The following is an 18250-nucleotide window of genomic DNA, read 5'->3' as shown; positions in this document are numbered from 1 at the left end:
GCTTGAACTTGCAGTCGATAGTGCGGTTGCCGGGTGAGACGAGTTCGACATCGGCGTTTCAGGCATCGTCGTCGAGGTCGACCTCGTACTCGACGACAGTTGTGTCAGCTCGCCGCACGATAGGACGGGCGACCTCCACCACACGCCCACCGGTCGTGATATGCCGGCGAATGATCCGCAGGACCGGCACACCGGCGCCCAGACGCAGTGTCTCGGCCTCGTCCGGGGTCGGCATCCCGCCCGTCAGAGCTTCTGTCACCTTCATTACGCGAATGCCCAAGCCGGCCAACTGCGCTCGTGTGCCGCCCGGCCATGGCTCGTTGATCGGATCGGCCACGGGCGTATCGGCGACGTCGGACCACCGCACGTAGCTGGTGCTCATCTGCGTAGGTACGTCGTTGTCGTGGAACACGAAGTGCCGTGCGAGTAGTTGCTCGCCGGCCTCGCCCTCGAACAGTTCGGCGAGTTCGTCGTCGGCCTCGACCTGCTCGAACCGCTTGTCGAGCCGATACTCGGACCATCCGATGCCCTGGTCGCGTGTGTAGGGAGTCGCCGGCAGGTGGGTGCCCCTGTTGCGGTACCGGTCGGCCTGTAGCCGGTGCACTGGCGGGCGCGCCCGCACGAGTGTGCCGGCGCGCGCTCGCGTCTCAATCAGCCCTTCACTGCGCAGCGTCGCGAGCGCCTGCCGGATAGTGGTTTCCGACACGCCATATGTGGACGCCAGTTCAGGGAGCGTCGGAAGTTGCGAGCCGGGCGGGTACTCGCCGGTCATGATCCGTGCGCGTAGCTCGCGTGCGATGCGCACGTACTCGGCCTGATCGTGCCGACCCGCCACCGTGCCACCTCCTTGGGAAGTGATCGTTTCGATTTCTGTGCACACATACTGCCTTCACTGACTTGACCGGCGCCAACCCCGCACGCCAATCTGTACACAGAAAGAAGTTATCCGTACACAGATAGTGCCTGAGGGGATCCCTCATGGCCGATGCGGGCCAGTCGGGACAGTCATGGCAGCGCGCGTTCAAAGGACTGCCCGAAGAAGCACGCGCGGTGCGCTGCTGGACCAGCGAACGCGTCTCCCACGCCAACGCACCCCAGGTCGCACACGAGATGTTCCTCGTCGCCCTCGCATGCTCACCCGGCTCCATCGAGGTCACCCTCTCGACCGCCGGCGCCCGCGTACGGATCACCGTCATGGGCCTATGCGAGATACCGCTCAAGTACGTCTACGGGCCCGGCCCCCGCATCATCTACGCCCTGTCCGACGGCCTGTCGGGGACCACCACCGACGGGCGCCGGCCTGTGGGCACAGCTCGCGAAGGAGTGAACATGTCCACTAGCGAAGAGCCTGGTGGAGCGCCGGACGCGCCACCAGCCCACCCCGCACCGGCCGACGGCGACGTTGAGCCGCTGCCTCGACGCACCCGCGGCGCCACCATCCCCCACCGCGCCGCCCGCGTCGCCCGGTTCCACGGCAAGCCCGGGCCTGCCCCCGCTACCGAGGGAAGGCGAGTCCGTGTGAGATCGCGTACGTTCTCCCGCAGCGCTGAGGCCGTCGGCCGTGCACGAACCTTCGTAGCCGGCTGCACCCTTGGATGCGCTCCCGAACTGGCCGACGACATCCAGCTCTGTGTCTCGGAGTTGGCGACCAACGCCATCCAGCACACGCCCACCGGCCGCCGCTTCCTCGTCCGGGTCGTTGGGATAGACAGCATCCTTCGCATCGAGGTGCACGACGCCGGTAGGGACACACCACGTCCGTGCGCGCCCTCAGACACCGACGACCGCGGCCGTGGCCTGATGCTCGTTTCCGCGTTCGCGGATGACTGGGGAGTGTCCGACCGTTCCGGCCCCGGCAAAATGGTGTGGGCGGAGTTCAAGATCCAGACCGTGGCGGCGGCGTGTTAACCGCCCGCCCCGCGGCTCCCCGCCCCGTACGCGCCGTCGTTGGCCGCGGGCGCGCGCCCCTCGGCGCGATCACCGTACGAACGCGCCACCGGCCGACAGATACCACGCCAGCGCCGCCCGCGCCACCACTCCCCTGACCCCGCTCCGGGCCGCCTCAACCCCCGCCCAGCCGGCCGGCATCCCGGCGAGGGCGGAGGGCAGCCCGGAGCGGCCCCCTGCCGCCTTCTCGCCCCCGCGGCTGGACGGCAGGGGCACGGCGCGCCGCCGGTGGCCCCGTCCCGGCGACCCGCTTCTACGACGCCGTCACCGACGCCCCGGGCCTGTTCGTCGAGACGATCCGCGCCATGGCCATCAAGAGCGCTGTGTACGAGGAGACCTGTGACGAGCGGACCGCCGAACTGCCCGTGAGCGTGCCGGTCGACACGATGTCGCACGCCTTGTGCGCACAATTCGCCCTCCAGTCCCGCATGCAGGAGCACACCGGAATCGCGTTGGTCCACATGACGGACATGGAGGAAGGACAGGGGCAGGCCGGCGGCACCTGGGACCACGGCGACTACACCTCACAGTGCTACCGGCAGGCGTTCGGCCCGATGACCGACCGGTACTGGACCGGCTCCGCCGAAACCGAGCGCCGGCGAAAGGTGCTCGACCAGATGTACGCCGGTATCGGCGTCACCGACCGCGGAAGGAAAGTCTCCATCGCCTTCGGTGCCGCGGCGCAGGCTCCGGCGCCGTGGGGGACTCCGGCATGCTGGCCGGCGCAATGCGGTCCGGCTCCAGCCCGATCTTGCGCGGGTGCGCACAGGCCGGGGTCCCCTCTGCCGTGTGCCGGTACCCGTCGGCCGCGGCCTGGGCGCAGGCAACGCATATTGCGGGGCAAAAATCGGCCTCGGTGGGCGATTTGACCCGATTCTATGGACAGGTTACCCCGAGTTTGTCACCGCGAAGTGCAGTCGCGGCCCTTCACGCCGGCCGCGGCAGGACCGCGCCCGGCGTGAAGGGCCGCGCCGCCCGGCGGGGTCGGGGTTCGGGGGCGGCGCGGGGCACGGGTGGGGGCTGCGGTGGGGTCAGCCTGTTTCGGTGGCGGAGGAGTGGGCGGGGACCGTGAGGGTCTTGCCGTCGGAGAAGGTCACCGTCTGGGCTGCGGCGCCGTAGTTGTGGGCCGCGTACGTCTTCGTGGTGCCGTCGCTGAAGACCGCCGCCGTCGGGCTGTCCGCCGTCACCGTGGGGTCCGGGGCGCCCGTCGCCGCGAGGGTGTGGATCCAGTGGTAGACGTGCGCCCACGACTCGCCGGCCTCCGGCGCGTACGTGCCGCCGCCGCCCGCCGCGTACGCCTGGCGTGCCGCGGCCGGGTCGCTGAGGGCCTGGAACTCCCAGAGCAGTTCGCGCCACTCGACCGCCGGGCCGCCGTTCTCGCGTTCCATCTCGGCGAGGTTGCGGTCGATCGCGGCCTTGTCGCGGGCCAGGTGCAGCGAGCCGCCGGTGACCGGGAGGACGTTGATGCCGTGGATCTCCTCCGGGTTGCCGGTCCACCACGTGGCGTGGGCGCCGCCGGCGCTCCACACCATGCCGAGGGTGTTGTGCTGGAAGTCCGCCGGGAAGGTGGTCTCGTCGGCGTCGAACCAGTAGCTGCGTACGGCCTCCGACTCCGTCGTGAGCAGGTACACGCCGAGATCGCGCAGTTCGGTGTCGCCCGTGGCGGCGCCGAACATGATCAGGCCGGTGCTGAGGTTGACCGACTCGGAGGCGGTGATCTGCGCGGCGCCGCCGGTGGCCCCGGCGTAGACGAAGGGGCTGCCGTGGCCGATGGTGGCGCGCAGGGTCCTGCCGCCGTCGGACCAGTAGGGGCTGACGGTCCAGTCGGACCAGCCGTCCGCCCTGGCGTCGGGCGAGTTGAGGCCGGCGACGCCGAGGGTCAGGTCGGCCTTGTGCGGGAACTCGTACTGCGCGCCGCCCCCGACGATGACGTGCTCGGTGGGATACCCGACCTCCAGCCCGCCGGCCACGGCGCGGTAGCTGAGGGGATGGGCGAACATGGGCAGCGAGTACGGGTTGTCGGCGGCCCGCTGGAACGCGAGCGACGACCACCAGTCGTTGGTCGGTACGGGCTGGTCCGCGACCCGTTCCGTCACCTTCGGCGACACCGGCTGCCCGGCGTTGTCGACGGGTCCTGAGGTGCCGGGCGGCCGGGTGTCGGAGTAACTCCCGCTGCCGACCGGTATCTCGGCGGCGCTGGCCGGCCCTGCGGGCAGGGCGGCGCCGGCGAAGGCGGTGGCGGCGGCGGTGAGGGCCAGGAGGGTGCGTCTGCGCTTCGGATGTGGTCCCACGAGCTGCGTACCTCGCAATGAGTGGGGGCAGAGGAGGGTGAGAGCGCTCTCAGAAGGGCGTCGCAGAAACTAGAACCACCCGGAACCGCTGTCAACACCTCTCGTCAGGACTCAACCCGGTGTCTGCCCATACGCGTTCAGTTTCTGAACGCACCTCGGGGGCCGGAGGCGTCAGGACTTGCGGAGCACACCGCCGTACTCGTACAGCCTGTCGCTCTTCTTCGTGGCGCCGACGAACTGCTCCAGCTCCGCCGCGACCGGCGGCAGCGGCGGCTGGGACGGGTCCGGGCGCCACTTCAGGACGTTCACCAGGCCCGGGTCGACCGGCTCCAGGCCGTCGGTGAAGGCGTCGACCTGCCGGGGGGTGCGGGTCTGCCAGGGGACGCGGTTGGTGTTCATGTACTCGGTCGTTCCCCGGGCGGCCTCCTCGTCGTCGGAGACGACCTGGGAGAGCGCGAGGTAACTGCCCGGCACGGCGTCGTCGATGACGGTGCGCAGGATGCGGCGGGGGTCGTCGGCGTCGAGAAGGTGGTGCACCACGGAGAGGAAGAGCACCGCGACCGGCTCGTCGAAGTCGATGAGCCGCTGGAGGTCCGGATGGCCGAGGACGACCTCCTGGTCACGCATGTCGGCGGTGATCACCGCGGTGGAGTCGTCGTCGGCGAGCAGCGCGTGGCCGTGGGCCAGGACGATGGGGTCGATGTCGACGTAGACGACCCGGCAGGACGTGCCGTACTCCTGCGCGACCTGGTGGACGTTGTTGTTCGTGGGCAGGCCGCAGCCCATGTCGATGAACTGCCGGATACCGGCCTCCCGCGCGAGGTAGCGCACCGCGCGGTAGAGGAACAGCCGGTTCTGCCGGGTCATGTCGACGCCCTCGGGGAACCGCTTCAGCCCGGTGCGGAGCATCTCGCGGTCGACCTCGTAGCTGTCCTTGCCGCCGAGCATCCAGTCGTAGGCACGGGCGGAGGTGGGGCGGTCGGTCGGGATGCCGGGTACCGCGGGTGCTTCGTCGGACGTCACTGTTCACTCTCCTCGTCTCGCTGGTCTTGCTGCGTCTTGCTTCCCCTTGCCGGCCCCCGTCTTGGCGAGTCCCGTCTTGTCGAGACTCGCCTCACCGAGTCTCATCTTTCCTTGCTGCGGCCGAACATGCCTTCGTACGGGGGGAGTTGACACTACCCAGTGCCCGCCCACGCGGACCACGGCCCCCCGCCGAGCCGGCGCGCCGCGCGGCCGGTGCTCCGCGGCAGGCCGCGGGAGCGTGGCGCTGACCGGGGGTTTACGGGGGAGCCGGCGGGCGGTCCGGTGCCGCGCCGCGGGTACGTACCGGCCCGGGCGCCGTCTTCGGCCCGTACAGGCTGAACGCGGTCTCCCCGAGCGGATCCGGCGCGTCGGCGACGCGCGTCCTGACCGGGCCGGAGCCGCAGCCGCAGCCGGAGCCGGAGCCGCAGCCGCGGAAGCAGGTGCGGAGCAGGAGCGTCCCCGATCGGCAGCACCCGGCTCCGCGCGGGCTCCACCGAGCGCGGGGCCGTCCCCCGTGTGACGGCCCCGCGGCCGGTGACCGCGTCCACGATGCGGCATGGACCTGGCACGGACCTTGCAGGCACCTAGAATCCGCTGGTGCCGCCGGGGGGCGGCACAGCCGACGGGGGACGGTGACGGGGATGGAGTTCCACCTGCTGGGCGGGATCGAGGCCGTGGCGGACGACGGCAGCACGGTGGACCTCGGCCCGGCGCGGCAGCGCAGCGTGCTCGCCGCGCTGCTGCTCGACGCGGGGCGCGCGGTGCCCACGGAGCAGCTCATCGAGCGGGTGTGGGGGTACGGCCCGCCGCAGCGGGCCAGGGAGACGCTCTACAGCTACCTGTCCCGGCTGCGCCGGGCCCTGGCCGGCTCGCCGGCAGCCCTCGGCCGCAGCTCCGACGGCTACGAACTGGCCGTCGCGGGTGCGGAGGCGGTGGACGTACACCGCTTCCGCCTGCTCCACACCCGGGGCCGGGCCGCGGCAGACGACGCCGAGGCCGCGCGCCTCCTCCGCGAGGCGCTGGGGCTGTGGCGCGGCGTGCCGTTCCCGGGCGTCGACACCCCCTGGTTCAACGCCGCGCGCGACGCCCTCGGCAAGGAGCTGCTCGCCGCGGAGCTGGACTGCGCCGACGTGCGGCTGCGCCTCGGCGACCACGCGGCGCTGGTGACCGTACTCGCCGGCCGCAGCGCCGGGCACCCGCTGGACGAGCGGCTGGCCGCCCAGTACATGACCGCCCTGTACCGCTGCGGCCGGCAGGCCGACGCGCTCGACCACTACCGCCGCATCCGCCGCCGGCTCGCCGAGGAGCTGGGCATCGACCCCGGGCGGCACCTCCAGCGGGTGCACCAGGCGGTGCTGGGCGGCGAGAAGGAGCTGAGCCCGCCGGAGTCCGCCCGGGCGGCGGCCGTACGGGCGCCGTCGGCGGCCAGGACCGCCCCGCCCGCGTGGCGGGCGCAGTGCCAACTGCCTCCGGCCGTACGGGGCTTCGCCGGCCGCACCGACCTCGTCGCCCGCCTCACCGGGCTGCTGGAGTCCGCCGACGCCGCCCCCGTCGTCGTCTCCGGCTCGCCCGGCGTCGGCAAGACGGCGCTGGCCGTCCACCTCGGCCACCGGCTGCGGCGGGCGTTCCCCGACGGCCAGTGGTACGTACGGCTGCAGGGCACCCGCGAACGCCCGCGGGAGCCGGCCGACGTCCTCGCCGGCCTGCTGCGCGTCTCCGGCGAGGACGCCGCCGCCATCCCCGAGTCGCTGGAGGACCGGGCCGGGGCGTTCCGCGGCCGGGTCGCCGACCGCCGCGTCCTGCTGGTGCTCGACGACGCCGCGGACGCCGAGCAGGTACGCCCCCTGCTGCCGGGCACCGCGGGCGTGGCGGTGCTGGTCACCAGCCGCTCCGACCTGCGGGGCCTGACGGCCAGCCACGCGGCGCACCCCGTACCGCTGGACGTCCTGCGCCCCGGCGAGGCCACCGACCTGCTCGCCGGCATCCTCGGCGAACAGCGGGTCGCCGCGGAGCCCGCGGCGGCGGAGCGGCTGGCGGAGCTGTGCGCCCGGCTGCCGCTGGCGCTGCGGATCGGCGCGGCCAACCTGGCGGCGCGGCCGGGGCGTTCGCTCGGCGCGTACGCGGAGGAGCTGGCGGCCGAGGGGCGGCTGGCGAAGCTGTCCATCGCCGGCGACCGCGAGGCCGCGGTCCGTACCGCCTTCGACCACTCCTACGCCGCCCTGGAGCCGGCCGCGGCCCGGCTGTTCGGCCTGCTCGGGCTGCACCCCGGGCCGGACTTCACGGCGGCGTCGGCCGCCGCGCTGCTCGGCTGCGCGCCCGCCGGGGCCGAGGAGCCGCTGGACCGGCTGGCCACCGCGGGGCTGGTGCAGCCCTCGGGCGCGGACCGGTTCCTCTTCCACGACCTGCTGCGCCTGTACGCCGCGGAGCGGGCGGCGGCAGAACCGGACGGCGAGGCGGCGTGGCGGCGGCTGTGCGACTGGTACCTGGCCTCCGCGGACGCCGCCACGGCGTTCGACTTCTCCGGCCTCGCCCAGCTCCCCCGCCCGCGCGGCACCTCCGGCCGGTTCCGCGACGGGCAGCAGGCGCTCGCCTGGCTCGACGCGGAGCGGGCCAACTGCGTGGCGGTCGTCACCCGCGCCGCCACGGCCGGCCCGTACGAGATCGCCTGGCAACTGGCCGACCAACTGCGGATGTTCTTCTTCTTCCGCCGCCACAAGACCGAGTGGGAAGCGACGGTCACGGCCGGGCTGCGGGCGGCGGAGGAGCACGGCGAGGTGCGGGCGCGGGGGGCGATGTACCACAGCCTGGGGCTGTTGCGGCAGGGCACCGGCGACGCCGGCGCCGCGTCCGAAGCCCTGCACCGCGCGCTGGACGACTACCGCGACACCGGCCTGGGGCAGGGCGAGGCGGCGATCCTCAGCAACCTGGCGGTGCACGCGGGCACGCACGGCGAGATGCGCCGGGCGCTGCACTGGCAGCAGCTCGGCATGGAGGTGCTGCGGAGACTGGACATGCCGGTGCAACTGGGCAGCGCGCTGAACACCCTGGGCCTGATCTACGTGTACCTCGGGCAGCTCGGGCGCGGGCTGGAGTACACCACCCGGTCGATCGAGGTCTGCCTGCGCCACGGGCAGCCGTCGCGCACCATCAGCCCGCTGGTCAACCGCTCGCTCGTCCGCCAGCACCTGGGACGTTACGAGGAGGCGCTGGCGGACGGTACGGAGGCGCTGCGGCTGTGCCGGGAGCACCGCGAACGGCACAACGAGGCCGACGCCCACGAGGCCGTCGCCCGCGCCCACCTCGGCGAGGGCCGCACCGACCTGGCCGAGCCGCACGCCGACCGGGCCCTGCGGACCGCCCGCGAGGTCGGCGACCCCACGGAGGAGGCGGACGCCCTGGTCACCCTCGCGGCCCTGCACCGACTGCGCGGCGAACTCACCCCGGCTGCGGACCACCTCACGGCGGCCCTCGCGATCACCCGCCGCCACGGCTTCCGCCACCAGGAGGCCGAGGCCCACGCCGCCCTGGCCCCCCTCCACCTGGCCGCCGGCGAGCCGGCCACGGCCGCGGACCACGCGGAACTCGCCCTGACGACGGCCCGCGAACTGTCCCTGCCCCTGACGGAACACCGCGCCCTGACGGCCCTGGCGGCGACGGCCCGGGCGGCACACGACCCCGGACAGGCCGCCAGCCACGAGGCGGCGGCCCGCCGCATCGAGCAGCAGACGGGCTACCGCCCGGGCCCGGCCGCCTAGTAGTGATACCTGGCGGCCAGGATCACGATCTCCTCGTCCAGGACCAGGTAGACGAGGCGGTGCTCGTCATCGATCCGTCGCGACCACGCCCCGGGCAGGTGGTACTTGAGCGGCTCGGGCTTGCCGATCCCGGTGAAGGGATCGCGCTCGACGTCCTCGATGAGCCTGTTGATCCGGGCCAGCATCTTGCGATCGTTCCTGAGCCAGGACGTGCAGTCCTCCCAGCCCTGGTCTTCGAAGACAAGCCTCACTCGTCGCCCTCGCCGGGATCAGCCGCGTTCGGGTCGATCAGCTCGCGTTCCGACACGTTGACGTGACCCAGGGCGTTCTCGTACGCCTTGAGCAGCCGTCGCGCGTTCGCGGGCGAGCGCAGCAGGTACGAGCCCTCGCGCAGGGCGGCGTAGTCCTCGGCCGAGACGAGGACGGCGTTGCCGTGCCTGGAGACGATCTCGATCGCCTCGTGATCGTCGTTGACCTTCTTGATCAGCGGAAAGAGAGCCTTGCGGGCTTCGCTCGCGGTTATCGACATGGACTGACTCCCTTCGGCATGCGGTACCAGATACGTACCACTCTCCACTGGACCGGGCAGGCCGGCGCCGATCTCCGAGCCGTCGGCGGAGGGCGCCGCCCACGCAGAGAACGGTGGCGAACTGCGGTCTCCGTACGGGCGGCGGTTATTACCCGTGATTATCTTGCGGGTTCCCTTGACGGCCTTCCGCGGGCGGCGGCACAGTCCTGCTCATCCACACAGCTCCCGCCCTCCCGGTGCACGCTCCGGTGCTAATGCGTATTAGCAGTACGCCTGACGCAGCCCGCCCCCTCCGCAGCCGACATCCGCAGCCGACAAGGAGCCCCCATGGCACTCGACCGCCGCCGCTTCCTGCGCACCGCCTCCGCCGCGTCCGCCGTCACCGCCGGCGGCACCCTGCTCGCCCTCGGCGAGCCCGGCGCCGCCCCCGCCGCCGCCGCGCCCGGCGGCTTTCCCGACTACCGCTACGTGCGCACCCTGCTCACCCCGGGCCAGCTCTCGTACAACCCCACCGGCGAGATCATCTTCCCCTGCATCCGCGGCGTCTACGACCGCCTCCCCACCTATCTCGGCCGCTACTACCTCTACTACGCCCCGCACGACCGGCCCGGCGGCATCTGCCTCGCCTACGGCGACTCCCTGGAGGGGCCGTTCACCGAGTACCCGCGCAACCCGATCGTCAGCAACGTCTGGAAGCCCCACTACAGCGTCAGCCATGTCTCCTCCCCCCACGTCATGTGGCATGCCGGGCGCCGCGAGATGTGGCTCTACTTCCACGGCGAGAACACCACCACCCGCCTCGCCCGCTCCAAGGACGGCATCAACTTCACCTACGACAAGACCGTGCTGACCACCGCGATGCTCCCCGCCGGCACCACCGAGGCCTCCTACGCCCGCGTCTTCCCGTACGACCTCCCGGACCGCGGCGCCCACTTCGTCATGCTGTTCATGCGCAACGACACGTCCAACCACCGCGACATCGGCTGGGGCTGGTCGGCCGACGGCCGCACCTGGACGTTCGACCCCGCGCCGCTCATCGACCACGCCGCCGTCGGCGCCTCCGACGTCTCCGGCGCGCACCTGCTGCAGCGGAACGGCACCACGTACGTCGTCTACCACACCGACAAGGGCAGCGGCGGGAACATCCTCATCACCGAGGTCGGCCCCGGCTTCGGCCGCCGCAACCACCTCGGCGTCTTCTACGACTCCAGCACCACCGCCCCCGACAACGGCCGTTCCGCGGCCCCGACCTTCGGCACCGACCGCGGCGTGCCGTACATGATCTACGAGGCCGGCGAACGCCTCTCCGGCGTCATCGCCATGGCCCGCGGCTGACCGCGCCGGACGGCACGGGAACCCGGCGCGGCCCCCGCCACCGCCCCGCCCGCACCGGGTCCCCGCCGCCGTCCCCCGCCGTCACCTCGTACGACGCCGCGGGGCGAACGGGCGGCGAACGGGCGGCAGCCCGGCCCGCGACGCCGGGCCCGGACAACAGCCTGCCCGGGGGCAGTTCCGCAGTCCCGGCGCGCCCGGGAATCCGGCGAGTGCGCGTAGGTAGGCGAAAGTCAGCCCCGGCGGGCGATTTGCCCTGGTTTTGCGGGTGGGTTACCGCGAGTTTGTCAAGGCGAGACGCATACGGAACCCCCGGCGCTACGGGACACAAGGCCGCCCTCCGCAGGCGGTGGGGGCGGCGGGATACGAGGGCGAATCGGTGCAGGCCCGCAGGCCGCGCCGCCCCCGAGCAGCCGGACCCGCTCGCCGCGGCCCTCGCCCCCACCGGGCCGGGCTGAAGCGGGCGCAGCAGTCGGTGGCGCCCCTGTTCGAGCGCACCCACCGCTTTCGCATGTACCAGTCCTGGGTCGTCCCCGGACTGCTGCAAAGCCCCGCCCACACCACCGCCATCCTGCGCACGGTCGCCGAACTGCGCGACGTGCCCGACGACGTCGCCGACGCCGTCGCCGTGCGCATGGAGCGGCAGCGCGTGCTGCACACCGGCGCCCACCGCTTCGCGGTGCTGGTCGAGGAGTGGTGCTGCGCACGGTCATCGGCGATGCCGAGGTGATGGCCGGCCAGTTGGGGCACCTCATCGCCGTGGGCACGCTGCCCGCGGTGAGCCTGGGCGTGATCCCGCTCGGGGCGGCGCGGGGCATCGGCTGGCCCGTGGAGTCGTTCACCATGTACGACGACGCGCAGGTCAACGTCGAACTGGTCTCGGCACACCTGACCGTCACCCCGCCGCGGGAGATCGAGGAGTACGCGCAGTCGTTCGCGAACCTGGCGCAACTCGCCGTGTACGGCCCGCGGGCGCGGGCACTGATCACCTCTGCAATCGACGCCCTGGGGTGATCCCATGCAAGTTCGTAGAAGTTCGTTGAGGCCCCTCTGACGCGGTCCCTGCCTTCCTGGGCATGGCCGCCCGAGCAGAGGCGCCGTCGGCGCCTGAACGTCCGTTGCTGACCCTGCGCGTGTCCCGCGACAGCGGGCGCACCTTCGAGCCCGAGAAGCGGTTCTGCTCCCGCGACTGCGAGCCCCCTCTCCTCAACGGCGTCATGCCGCCCCGCGAGTGCCCCCGCTGCGGTGGCAGGCGGTGACCGTGAGCGCCGATACGGGGGACGTGACCGACCCGCACACCTACCCCTCACCGCCCGTGTTCCTCCCCGTCCACGAGAACCGGGAAGCGCGGCCCGTACTCGGCTGCGAGGGATGCAGCCGGCTCGACCAGGAGCGCCGGGACGCGCGCAACCGCGGCGACCACTCGGCCGCCACCGACTGCTCCGTCCGCATCCGCCGGCACCCCCACCACTGAACTCCCGCCCCCTGGCGGCCTGTCCGACCGCCGGCCAGCGGGCCCCGGCCGGTCGGCCGAGCGGCGAACCGGCCGGGCGCGCCCCGTCCGCCGGCACGCCGGCTTTGGCGGGCGGGGCGCCGCACCGCCGCCCCGGGCGGTCCGGGGCACGGGAGAGGAGGCACACCGATGACCCTCAACACCCCGCTCACGATCAACCCCGCCGTGTGGGACGACCCGGGCGACCCGGGCGACGAGGACGACAACACCGACATCGAGGACGGCGACGGCCGCGGCGGCAACCCGTCCCCCGGCCACCGCTGAAGTACCCCGAAGTATCAGTCCCCGCGGCTCTCGCGCCGCGGGGGCCGACACGCACCGGCAGGAGCCCCATGGGCAGCGCGCAGACCGGCACCGGCCGCGTCACCGTCTTCCCCCTCACCCACCGCTGGCCCGACCGCCGCTGCCTGCTCGCCTACACCACCACCGGCCACTTCGGCACCACCGCCGCCTGGCCGGCGCCCGGGTGCCGCACCCGGCGAAGGTCCTGGTGCTGACGACGTTCAACCTGGACGCGTACGTGTACGAGGCCCTGCGCGCCGGCGCCGCCGGCTTCCTGCTCAAGGACTCGCCGCCGGCCCAGTTGCTGCACGGCATCCGCACCGTGGCCACCGGCGCGGCCCTGCTGGACCCCGAGGTGACCCGCCAGCTCGTCGGCCGCTACGCCGCCCGCATCCGCCCCGCCGACGGCAGCCCGCGCGACACCCCGCTGACGCCCCGCGAACTCGAGGTGCTCCGCCTCATCGCCGACGGCCTGTCCAACGGCGAGATAGCCGCGTCCCTGCAGCTCAGCCACGAGACGGTCAAGACCTTCGTGTCCCGCATCCTCACCAAGCTCGATCTGCGGGACCGGGTCCAGGCCGTCGTCTACGCGTACCGCCAGGGCCTGCTGACCTGACGCACCCGGGGACGGCCCCGCTCAGCGGCTGCGGAGCGCCGCGAGCGAGGCTTCCCGGACCAATGACGACGCAATCCACCGGACCAATCGGGTTTCCGGGGAGACCGGCCGCGGCACCGCCGTACGATGACGGCGTCGCCTCTCGTCGCCGACGTACGTCGTGTCATCCACCTCGACTGGCCCGGCCCTGAAAGGGCGTGCCCTTGAGGAGGACGGCGGCGCGCAGTCGGCGGGAGGCCCGCTGCCGTAGCCCGATGAGCGGCAGCAGAGCAACGGAGGATCGACGAAGTGACCGAACTGCGCCTGCTGGGCCCGGTGGAGCTGCGCGGGGCGGACGGCCGGCAGTACGCCCTGGGACCGCCGCAGCAACGGTGCGTGCTGGCCGTGCTGGCGATGTCCCCGGGGCGGCCGGTCACGGTGGAGTTGCTGACCAGGCACCTCTGGCGCGACGAGCCTCCCGGTACCACACGTGACGTGCTGTACACCTATGTCTCCCGGCTGCGCCGGGTGTTGCGGCAGGCTGCGGGGGAGGACCCGGACGCTCCGGTGCTGCGCCGCGGCAACGGCGGCTACGTACTGGACATCGCTCCCGGGAGCGTCGATCTGCAACGTGCTCGCGCACTGGCGGACCAGGGAAGGTCACAACGGGCCGGCGACCCGGAGCGGGCGCAGACTTTGCTCGGTAAGGCGACCGCGTTGTGGCGTGGCACGCCGCTGGCCGGGCTGCGCGGACAGTGGGCCGAGCTGGTGCGGGCCGGGCTGGAGCGGGAGCGGGTCACGCTGCTGACCGAGCGGTACGACCTGGAGCTGGAGCTCGGCCGGCACGCCGAGTCGGTGGCGGGTCTGTCGGCGGAGGTCGTGGAGAGCCCGTTGGTGGAGCCGCTGACAGGGCAGTTGATGCTGGCGCTGTACCGTTCCGGGCGGCAGTCCGACGCCCTCCAGGTGTACGCCCGGGCCCGCCGGGCGCTCGTCGAGGAGATCGGCGAGGGGCCGGGGCCGGAGCTGCGCCGGCTGCACGAGCAGATCCTCCGCCAGAGTCCCGTCCTGGACCGCGCCCCGGATCCGGATCCGGAGGACCCTGCGGCGGAGGAGCGCACGCCGGGGGTGCCGTTTCCCGCCGATGCCCCGGGCACGCCCCGGCCCGCCGATGCCCCGGGCACGCCCCGGCCCGCCGCCGCCCCGTCGGCCGTACGCCCGGCCCAACTGCCGCCGGACGTGGCCGGGTTCACCGGACGGGACGCGTATCTCCGGCGTCTGGAGCGGCTGTCGCCGAAGCCGGGCGGCGGTTCGCCGGACGCGACGATCTGCGCCGTGGTCGGTACCGCCGGGGTGGGGAAGACCGCGCTGGCGGTCAACTGGGCCCATCGCGCGGCGGAGCAGTTCCCGGACGGGCAGTTGTACGTGAACCTGCGCGGGTTCGCGGCGGCGGACAGCCCCACCGAGCCGGCCGAGGCGCTGCGGGGCTTCCTGCAGGCGCTCCGGATCCCGGACAGCCAGATCCCCGAGGGCACCGACGCGCGCACCGGGCTGTACCGCAGCCTGCTGGCGGGTCGGCGGGTCCTGGTGGTTCTCGACAATGCCCGCGACGCCGGGCAGGTGCTGCCACTGCTGCCCGGTGCCCCGGGCTGCGCCACCCTGATCACCAGTCGGCGCCGGCTTCCCGGCCTGATTGCCACGACCGGCGCGGACCAGATCGTGCTGGAGCCGTTCAGTACCGAAGAGGCGGAGCAATTACTCGTCCGACGCCTGGCGGACGAGCAGTTGGAGGGCGGAGAGGGGGCGGTTTCCGACATCGTGAACGGCTGCGTGCGGTTGCCCCTGGCCCTGGCCCTGGCCGCCGCCCACGTCGCCTCCCGGCCGGGCCTCACCCTCACCGCGCTGGCCGACCGGACGCCCGATTCCGGTGGCTGTGAGCTGATGGCGGACGTACGGACGGTGTTCTCCTGGTCGTACCGCATCCTCACCTCTCCCGCCGCCCGGCTGTTCCGTCTGCTCGGTCTCCACCCGGGGCCGGAGTTCAGCACCGGCGCGGCGGCAGCCCTGGCCGGCATCGAGCTGCCGCGGGCCCGCGCCCTGCTGCGCGAGCTGACCTGGGCCAGTGTGCTCGACGAGCGTGCACCGGGCAGATTCGCCCTGCACGACCTGCTGCGCGACTACGCCGCCGAGCTGGCGCGCGAACAGGACGAGGAAAAGGAGCGCCGGGAAGCCGTCTGCCGCGCGCTCGACTACTACCTCCACTCGGCGCACGCCGCGTGCCGCACCCTGTGGGCACACCGCGACCGGCTCACGGACCTCGGCCCTGCCCCGTCCGCCTGTACCCCCGAGGTCTTCACCGAGACGGCCCCGGCCTTCGCCTGGTTCACCACCGAGCGCCGCACCCTCACCGACGCCGTGCGACTCGCGGCGAGCACCGGACTCGACACCCATGTCGTCCGGCTGGGCCGCAGGCTGGGCAACTACCTCGACCGCGACGGGCGCTGGATAGAGCAGAGCCAGTTGCAGCAGACGGTCCTCCAGGCGGCCCGTCGGACGGCCGGCGACCCCGCCGGTGCCGCCGAGCTGGCCGCCGTACTGTGCGACCAGGCCCGCTCCGCCTTCCGCCTGGGCAGCATCGAGCAGGCCCGCGAGCATCTGCACGACGCCTACGACCTCTTCCGCGGCAGCGGCGACCTCGCCGGGCAGGCGGAGGTCCACCACTACCTGGCCAACCTGCACGAGGTACGTGACGACCTGGGGTCGGCTCTCCGGCACGCGCGCAAATCCCTCGCCCTCTTCTGCGCGGCCGGTGACCGCCGCGGCCAGGGCCGCGAGTTCAACATCATCGGCTGGATCTACGGCCTGCTCGGCAAGCCCGAGTTGTCGCTGGCCCGCTCCCGCCAGGCGCTGGCCGTGCAGGAGAGCGTGGGCGATCTGTACTTCATGGGCATCACCTGGGACACCCTGGGCCGGGCCTACCACCGCCTCGGCGATCCACACGAGGCGATCACCTGCTTCAGCCGCGCCGTGGAACTGCTGGAATCTCCCGACGCGGCAGATCTGCTGAACGCCGCCAAGGCGCACAGCGCTCTGGGCGACGCGCAGGCCAGCGTCGGCGACGGTGTGGCTGCACAGGCGTCGTGGACGACGGCGCTGCGCATCTTCGAGGACCTCCGCCACCCGGCCGCCGCGGAACCTCTTTCCCGCCTGCGAACCGCGTAGGGTGCCTGCGCAACGACGGACCGGCCAACGGCGCCGCCACGCGGCAGGTGTGGTTCCGGGGCGAAGCGCGACATGTACCCCGGACTGCCGCCCACGACCGGCACGAGCACCCCGGAGCAGGGTCCTGCCACCCCACTGACCAGCCACTTCAAGAGGGCGCAGCGTCACTGTTCGACGTCGTCCCGAGCAGGGACGTACAGTACCCGTAGGGGTATTTTTCGGAGGAGTGAGCGTGGAACTGGAACTGGAAGGCGCGGACCTGAAGGCCGTGCTGAACCGCCTGCGCCGGGCCCAGGGCCAGATCGCAGGAGTGATCCGGATGATCGAGGAGGGGCGCGACTGCGAGGACGTCGTCACGCAACTCGCCGCCGCCTCGCGGGCGCTGGACCGGGCCGGGTTCGCGATCATCGCGACCGGGCTGCAGCAGTGCGTGACCGACTTGGAGTCCGGCCGCCGGAACGGGGAGGACCCCGAGGCGATGCGCGCCCGCCTGGAGAAGCTCTTCCTGTCGCTGGCGTGACCTTCTCCCGGGGCCGGCTCACGCGACCGCGTCGATCACGACTGCGTCGATCAGCATGGAGGCCGCCACCGCGAGCAGCACGGCGGCGAAGATCCGCTGCAGCCTGTCCCCGGAGGCCCGGGCGGCGAGCCGCTTGCCGCCGGCCGCGCCGAGGACCGCGACGCCGGTGAACGGGCCGACGACCGCCCAGTCCAGGTCCCCGACCGTGCCGGCGCGGGTGGCGAGGGCGGCGAAGGTGGCCCGCGGGAAGGAGGCCAGGGCCTGTCCGTCGGGCACCCAGTCGGCGGGCGCGCCGGTGGCCGCGGCGGCTGGGCGGTCGATGCCCACCCGGACCAGCTCGCGCTGGGCGGCGAGCTGGCCGGCCGACTCGGCGAGCAGGGTGACGGGCTTGCCCCAGGGGATCAGCCAGGCGAGGTACGTGGCGAGCTGCCCGTCGGCCTCGAAGTTGACCGAGCCGGAGACGTGCCCCTCGGCGAAGGCGACGCGGTTGCGCAGGTCGACGACCCACTCCCCCGCGGCGAGCCGGCCGGCGATCTCCGCGGCACCGGCGGGCGCGGGCGGGGTGAGGTCGACGGGGGCGGGTCCCGCGGCGTTGGCGGTGCCCATGTGGACGTAGTAGGCGGGGATGTCGTCGAGACCGGCGAGCAGGTCGGCGACGAAGGTGTCGACATCGCGGGTGAGGGCGTCGTTGACGGCCTTCTCCCGGCCGATGGTGGTGTCGCCGCCGGCGGCCTGGGCGACGGCGGCCCCCGCGGGCACCAGATACCGGGCCCCGGTGACCCGCGCCAGCTCCAGCCCGCCGGTGATGTAGTCGTTGTGCACGTGTGTCTCGACGACGTGCGAGATCCGCACCCCGCGGCGCGCGGCGGCGGCGATCAGGTGATCGATGTCACGCGGCGGGTCGACGGCGACGGCGGTGTGCTCGCCGCCGGCGAGATAGCTGCGGTTGCCGAGCCCCGGCACCTCGATCGTGTCGACGAAGAACACGGCGTACTCCCTTCCAGCGCCATTACCCCGGGGGGTATAAATGGAACCGTAACACAGGTACCCCGGGGGGTATATTTCCGCTCGCGGCGGAAGACCGGAGAACCGCTGTCAGGCATGTCGGCGCATCGGCACGCGGTGTGCTCTTTGTCGGGGCACAGCAGGAAAATCGGCGCCTGCCCTGGTCTGGCGGGTGCACCACGTCAACTCACCGCAACGCGGAGTCAATTATTCCGCTGGAACGCGCGATGACCTTGTCA

15 protein-coding genes and 3 pseudogenes are annotated in these 18250 nt (G+C 72.8%); 11 read left to right on the top strand and 7 right to left on the bottom strand.

The features are described 5' to 3' along the window. Nucleotides 1–58: 58 nt before the first annotated feature. The gene (locus tag B124_RS23315; RefSeq protein ID WP_496504880.1) at nt 59–835 is read right to left on the bottom strand and encodes a GntR family transcriptional regulator; all 777 of its coding nucleotides are present in this window, start codon (nt 833–835) and stop codon (nt 59–61) included. Between the two features lie 143 nt (nt 836–978). On the opposite strand from B124_RS23315, the gene B124_RS23310 reads away from it, so the two are divergent. After that, nucleotides 979–1908, top strand: coding sequence for an ATP-binding protein (locus tag B124_RS23310; RefSeq protein WP_496504879.1), 930 nt, complete (start codon nt 979–981; stop codon nt 1906–1908). 69 nt (nt 1909–1977) lie between these two features. Here the strand turns inward: B124_RS23310 and B124_RS23305 are convergent, their stop codons facing one another. Next, nucleotides 1978–2163, bottom strand: coding sequence for a hypothetical protein (locus B124_RS23305; RefSeq protein WP_496504878.1), 186 nt, complete (start codon nt 2161–2163; stop codon nt 1978–1980). A gap of 89 nt (nt 2164–2252) precedes the next feature. Here B124_RS23305 and B124_RS23300 point away from each other — a divergent pair, with 89 nt between their 5' ends. After that, nucleotides 2253–2816, top strand: a complete 564-nt coding sequence (locus B124_RS23300; protein ID WP_496504877.1) for a hypothetical protein — start codon at nt 2253–2255, stop codon at nt 2814–2816. A 165-nt stretch (nt 2817–2981) separates the two neighbouring features. On the opposite strand, the pseudogene B124_RS23295 reads toward B124_RS23300, so the two are convergent. Next, nucleotides 2982–4163 (bottom strand): annotated as a pseudogene (locus tag B124_RS23295) (glycosyl hydrolase); the annotation flags it as partial. Between the two features lie 246 nt (nt 4164–4409). After that, nucleotides 4410–5261, bottom strand: coding sequence for an SAM-dependent methyltransferase (locus B124_RS23290; RefSeq protein WP_496504876.1), 852 nt, complete (start codon nt 5259–5261; stop codon nt 4410–4412). 641 nt (nt 5262–5902) lie between these two features. Here B124_RS23290 and B124_RS23285 point away from each other — a divergent pair. Then, nucleotides 5903–9016 (top strand): AfsR/SARP family transcriptional regulator, encoded by a 3114-nt coding sequence (locus tag B124_RS23285; RefSeq protein WP_496504875.1) that lies wholly within the window; start codon nt 5903–5905, stop codon nt 9014–9016. On the opposite strand, the gene B124_RS23280 is transcribed toward B124_RS23285, so the two are convergent. Both B124_RS23280 and B124_RS23275 read right to left on the bottom strand, forming a co-directional pair. Then, nucleotides 9013–9267, bottom strand: coding sequence for a Txe/YoeB family addiction module toxin (locus B124_RS23280; protein WP_496504874.1), 255 nt, complete (start codon nt 9265–9267; stop codon nt 9013–9015). The genes B124_RS23285 and B124_RS23280 overlap by 4 nt on opposite strands. Beyond that, entirely contained in the window at nt 9264–9545 is a 282-nt protein-coding gene (locus tag B124_RS23275; RefSeq protein WP_496504873.1) for a type II toxin-antitoxin system Phd/YefM family antitoxin, read from the bottom strand. The genes B124_RS23280 and B124_RS23275 overlap by 4 nt, the downstream gene beginning before the upstream one ends. Nucleotides 9546–9872: 327 nt before the next feature. On the opposite strand from B124_RS23275, the gene B124_RS23270 reads away from it, so the two are divergent. From B124_RS23270 to B124_RS23235, 8 genes and pseudogenes are all read left to right on the top strand, one after another. Next, nucleotides 9873–10880 (top strand): hypothetical protein, encoded by a 1008-nt coding sequence (locus tag B124_RS23270; protein ID WP_496504872.1) that lies wholly within the window; start codon nt 9873–9875, stop codon nt 10878–10880. A gap of 508 nt (nt 10881–11388) precedes the next feature. After that, nucleotides 11389–11891 (top strand): annotated as a pseudogene (locus B124_RS23265) (DUF5753 domain-containing protein). Between the two features lie 247 nt (nt 11892–12138). Beyond that, entirely contained in the window at nt 12139–12351 is a 213-nt protein-coding gene (locus B124_RS23260) for a hypothetical protein (protein ID WP_496504871.1), read from the top strand. Nucleotides 12352–12519: 168 nt separating this feature from the next. After that, nucleotides 12520–12654, top strand: a complete 135-nt coding sequence (locus tag B124_RS23255; RefSeq protein WP_496504870.1) for a hypothetical protein — start codon at nt 12520–12522, stop codon at nt 12652–12654. Nucleotides 12655–12722: 68 nt separating this feature from the next. Continuing rightward, the gene (locus tag B124_RS23250; protein WP_496504869.1) at nt 12723–12887 is read left to right on the top strand and encodes a hypothetical protein; all 165 of its coding nucleotides are present in this window, start codon (nt 12723–12725) and stop codon (nt 12885–12887) included. Continuing rightward, nucleotides 12836–13288 (top strand): annotated as a pseudogene (locus B124_RS23245) (LuxR C-terminal-related transcriptional regulator); the annotation flags it as partial. The gene B124_RS23250 and the pseudogene B124_RS23245, both read left to right, overlap by 52 nt. Nucleotides 13289–13576: 288 nt before the next feature. After that, the gene (locus B124_RS23240; RefSeq protein ID WP_496504868.1) at nt 13577–16486 is read left to right on the top strand and encodes an AfsR/SARP family transcriptional regulator; all 2910 of its coding nucleotides are present in this window, start codon (nt 13577–13579) and stop codon (nt 16484–16486) included. Nucleotides 16487–16718: 232 nt separating this feature from the next. Next, complete coding sequence (locus B124_RS23235) at nt 16719–17006, top strand: metal-sensitive transcriptional regulator (protein ID WP_496504867.1); 288 nt, start codon at nt 16719–16721, stop codon at nt 17004–17006. Between the two features lie 18 nt (nt 17007–17024). On the opposite strand, the gene B124_RS23230 is transcribed toward B124_RS23235, so the two are convergent. Then, on the bottom strand, nt 17025–17993 hold the full coding sequence (locus tag B124_RS23230; protein ID WP_496504866.1) for a hypothetical protein: 969 nt from the start codon (nt 17991–17993) through the stop codon (nt 17025–17027). Nucleotides 17994–18250: the final 257 nt, after the last annotated feature.

The organism is Streptomyces sp. CNP082 (assembly GCF_059570535.1).
The sequence above is the reverse complement of the archived record's forward strand: the minus strand, read 5'-3'. Positions and strand labels throughout refer to the sequence as shown.

Excerpts from the sequence above, each read along its gene's own strand:
- B124_RS23310 (WP_496504879.1), top strand. The coding sequence starts at position 979 with ATGGCCGATGCGGGCCAGTCGGGACAGTCATGGCAGCGCGCGTTCAAA.
- B124_RS23300 (WP_496504877.1), top strand. The coding sequence starts at position 2,253 with ATGGCCATCAAGAGCGCTGTGTACGAGGAGACCTGTGACGAGCGGACC.
- B124_RS23285 (WP_496504875.1), top strand. The coding sequence starts at position 5,903 with ATGGAGTTCCACCTGCTGGGCGGGATCGAGGCCGTGGCGGACGACGGC.
- B124_RS23275 (WP_496504873.1), bottom strand. The coding sequence starts at position 9,545 with ATGTCGATAACCGCGAGCGAAGCCCGCAAGGCTCTCTTTCCGCTGATC.
- B124_RS23270 (WP_496504872.1), top strand. The coding sequence starts at position 9,873 with ATGGCACTCGACCGCCGCCGCTTCCTGCGCACCGCCTCCGCCGCGTCC.
- B124_RS23255 (WP_496504870.1), top strand. The coding sequence starts at position 12,520 with ATGACCCTCAACACCCCGCTCACGATCAACCCCGCCGTGTGGGACGAC.
- B124_RS23250 (WP_496504869.1), top strand. The coding sequence starts at position 12,723 with ATGGGCAGCGCGCAGACCGGCACCGGCCGCGTCACCGTCTTCCCCCTC.